Below are 307 nucleotides of genomic sequence, written 5' to 3' on the forward strand. Positions count from 1 at the left end.
GGAGCCGCGCGCCAGGATGGCGACGCCGTTCCAGGTCGGCTCGCCCTTCCACACCGCCCCATAGCCGGCCTTGGCGAGCCGGCTCAGCGGGAACTGCGTGTCGCGCGCCTTGAGTTCCTGCAGGCAGACGACATCGGGTTTTGCCTTGGCAAGCCAGGCCAGCAGGTTTTCGAGGCGGCTGTTGATGTTGTTGATGTTGAAGGTGGCGAGTTTCATTTGCCGGGGACGCTTTTCGCTTCGTCATCCTCGGGCTTGACCCGAGGATCCATGCCGTGACGCTCGCCGTGGAACGCGGCGGGGCAGAATT

The 307-nt window shown here is 64.5% G+C and carries 1 protein-coding gene; it reads right to left on the reverse strand.

Annotated features, from left to right (window positions below; translation table 11 throughout):
• The coding region (locus EN857_RS34010) for an endonuclease/exonuclease/phosphatase family protein (protein ID WP_189522847.1) at positions 1 to 216 on the reverse strand (216 nt) is incomplete at its 3' end.
• Positions 217 to 307 lie beyond the last annotated feature (91 nt).

Source organism: Mesorhizobium sp. M4B.F.Ca.ET.214.01.1.1 (assembly GCF_004791545.1).
Taxonomy (GTDB): Bacteria; Pseudomonadota; Alphaproteobacteria; order Rhizobiales; family Rhizobiaceae; genus Mesorhizobium; species Mesorhizobium abyssinicae.